The organism is Collinsella sp. TF05-9AC (assembly GCF_003438495.1).
Taxonomy (GTDB): domain Bacteria; phylum Actinomycetota; class Coriobacteriia; order Coriobacteriales; family Coriobacteriaceae; genus Collinsella.
On the sequence record NZ_QSSH01000060.1, the window covers coordinates 1 to 2904 of the forward strand.

General features: G+C 59.1%; 2 protein-coding genes and 1 pseudogene. 1 reads left to right on the forward strand and 2 read right to left on the reverse strand.

The features are described 5' to 3' along the window. Positions 1-685, reverse strand: a pseudogene (locus DXC52_RS09795) (hypothetical protein); the annotation flags it as partial. Between the two features lie 152 nt (positions 686-837). Beyond that, positions 838-2250, reverse strand: a complete 1413-nt coding sequence (locus DXC52_RS09800; RefSeq protein ID WP_117747098.1) for an MFS transporter — start codon at positions 2248-2250, stop codon at positions 838-840. A gap of 204 nt (positions 2251-2454) precedes the next feature. Here DXC52_RS09800 and DXC52_RS09805 point away from each other — a divergent pair, with 204 nt between their 5' ends. Continuing rightward, a complete protein-coding gene (locus DXC52_RS09805; RefSeq protein WP_117747099.1) occupies positions 2455-2865 on the forward strand; it encodes a peptide deformylase in 411 nt (136 codons plus the stop codon). Positions 2866-2904: the final 39 nt, after the last annotated feature.

Here is a 2904-nt window from a genome sequence, read left to right on the forward strand (position 1 = left end):
CACGGCCACCGCGATCACCAAAGCCGCCGCGACCGCCACGGTCGCCGCCACGGCCGCCACGGTCGTCACGGCCGCCGCGAGGACCGCGGTCCTCGTCCAGGCCCATGGCGACGAGCGGGGCGATAACCTTATCGAGAGCGGCCATCAGCTCGGTGGCCTCCTCATAAGAAAGCTCGGGCAGGAGCTTCTCCTTCTTGTTGGCAAGCTCGACCAGGCCCTCAGCGGCATCCTCGGCAGCAAAGACGACGATCTTGCGCATATCGCCCTCGGCGTCGTCGATGCGGCCGACCAGATCGGCAGCCTCGGCCTCGGCCATCAGGCCATCGAGCTCACGAAGGCGCATGCCCAGCAGGTCGGACATTTCCTTCTGCTCCATCTTGGGCTTGAGGTCAAGAAGCTTGATGGCGCGCTCGATGTTCGCCATGCGCTCGGCCTTGGCCTCCTCCTCCTTGGAAATAGCAAAGCGACGGCTACGCAGCAGGCGGGCGGCCTTCTGCATCTTGTCCATCAGCTCTTCGTCATCGTAATCAACGGCGGCCTCGACAACCTCGGCCTCCTCCTCGGCGGAAACCTCGTCAGCAGCCTCAACCTCGGCAGCTTCGGTCTCCACGGTCTCGACTGCCTCAACCTCGGCAGCCATGGTCTCGTTCTCGGTCTCGTTCATGATCTCTTCGTTCTCAGACATGAGACTCCTTCTTGGCCCTCTCGGGCATCATCGCCCCATTCGCGGGGCCCGTCGCGCACTCTTTGCGCTTTAAACATTCATGCCTCTCGGCAAAACGTCTATTAGTTTATGGTGTCGCTCGCTAATCTAGCTGCAGAATCTATGTGCACACATTAATGCGACATGTGCGACTCGCGACGAGCGTACACCAGCGACGCCACGAACCCGACCACGGCAATTACAGCCGCCACACGCACGGCCGCCGCAAATCCAATCGCCTGGGCAACGTCGGTCGCAACGCCAGCGGCGCCGGCAGTCGCCGCAGAACTCGAGAGCAGGCCGATAAACAGCGACGGGCCAAACGATGCGGCAATCATGTTCCACGTGTTGAGCAATGCCGTTCCGTGAGGATGCTCAGCGCCAGGCAGCGTCTCCAAGCCGGCCGTTTGCGAGGGGCTCAGCACCAAACCGACTCCGGCATACACCACAACGGTCAGCGCCACGACGACGCCGATGTTCATGCTCACCGCCGTCACCGAGATGGCAGTCTGCCCCACGGCAATCAGGGCAAAGCCGACCGGCAGCAGCGGCCATGCGCCACGGGCGTCCATCACGCGTCCGCCCACAATCGAGGTCACGGCGTTGCAGGCAATTGCCGGCAAAATGAGCAAGCCCGCAACAAGTGCGGTCATGCCGTATGCGCCCTCAAAATAGAGCGGCAACAAAACGCTCATCGAGAACGTCGTCATCATCGATACCACCACAAGCAAGCACGCAGGCCAAAAACGAACACTCGCCATGGGACGCACGTTAAGCACCGGATGCTCAAGCTTGAGCTGGCGGGCCGCAAACAGGCCGAGCAGCACAATGGCGGCTAAGAGCGTCACGGTACCGCCAACCAGATTGGTCGAGAACTCGCCTACGGAATACACAAATGCCGTAATACCGGCAGCGAGCAAAACAACCGACAGACTATCAAGCGTGGTGTTCGAGCGCTCTCCGACATTCTGAACATGCTTTACGCCCGCCGCAGCGACCACAATGCCGCCCACCAGCGGCACTACGAACACCGCTCTCCAGCCAAACAACGTGCACATTAGACCGCTGATCACGGGTCCAAACGCCGGCCCCAGCGTAATGCAGGCACCGCCCAGGCTCAGATACAGACCGAGCTTCTCGCGCGGGGCGCAAGACAGCACCACGTTCATCATGAGCGGGAACAAGATGCCCGATCCCGCAGCCTGCAAAATACGACTTGGCAGCAAAACGCTAAACGACGGAGCGACCAGGCACAGGACTTCGCCGGCGACCATGCATCCGCATGCGAAAAACAGCAGCTTGCGCGTCGAGAAACGGCCGGACAGAAAGGCCATGATGGCCGTAAAGATCGACGTCACGATCATGTAGCCCGAAACGAGCCACTGCGCCGTGGTGGCACTCACCGAAAAGGCCGTCATAATGTCGTGCAACGCCACGTTAATGATGTTCTCGTTAAACGCGGCAACAAAGGCTGCAACATACATTACGACGAGAATCGCCGAGGCTGTCGACGGTGATTGAGTTTGCTTTTGGGATTTGGTCCCCATGAAATTCCTTCCTCTTAGAACGACAATCGCATCGCCCCAGAGGAACAGTCCAGGGCGAAAATGAGCCCTAGACTTACACCAGACGCCGTACACGACGAATCTGGCAACATGGTCCAACGTCGAAAGATTGTAACGCGGACGCGCAGCTTTCCTTCCGCGCTATTATTAAAAGTCCACGAAAGCATAAGACATGAGGAGCCCGCCATGATCAAACCCATCATGAAGTCCGAGTTCTTTTTACGCCTGCCCTCCGAGGATGCCGACCCCGAAGACGCCGCTACCGGACAGGACCTTTTGGACACGCTTCACGAACACGAGCACGAGTGTGTCGGTCTCGCCGCCAACATGATCGGCGTGCGCAAACGCATCATCTGCGTAAAAGACGGCAACAAGACGCTCCTGATGTACAACCCCCAAATTCTTGAGCAGGTCAATGCCTATCAGACGAGCGAAGGATGCCTCTCGCTGATCGGCGAGCGTCCCTGTACCCGCTATCGTCGCATTAAGGTTGAGTATTTGGACGAGAACTTTATCCACCGCATCAAAAACTTCTCGGACTACACCGCCGAGATCATCCAACACGAAATCGACCACTGCAACGGCGTCGTGATCTAGTTCCGCCGTTCTACCGAACGGCGGACCACTTGACGCTAC

Coding starts and splice junctions, on each gene's coding strand:
- DXC52_RS09800 (WP_117747098.1), bottom strand. CDS start 2,250: ATGGGGACCAAATCCCAAAAGCAAACTCAATCACCGTCGACAGCCTCG.
- DXC52_RS09805 (WP_117747099.1), top strand. CDS start 2,455: ATGATCAAACCCATCATGAAGTCCGAGTTCTTTTTACGCCTGCCCTCC.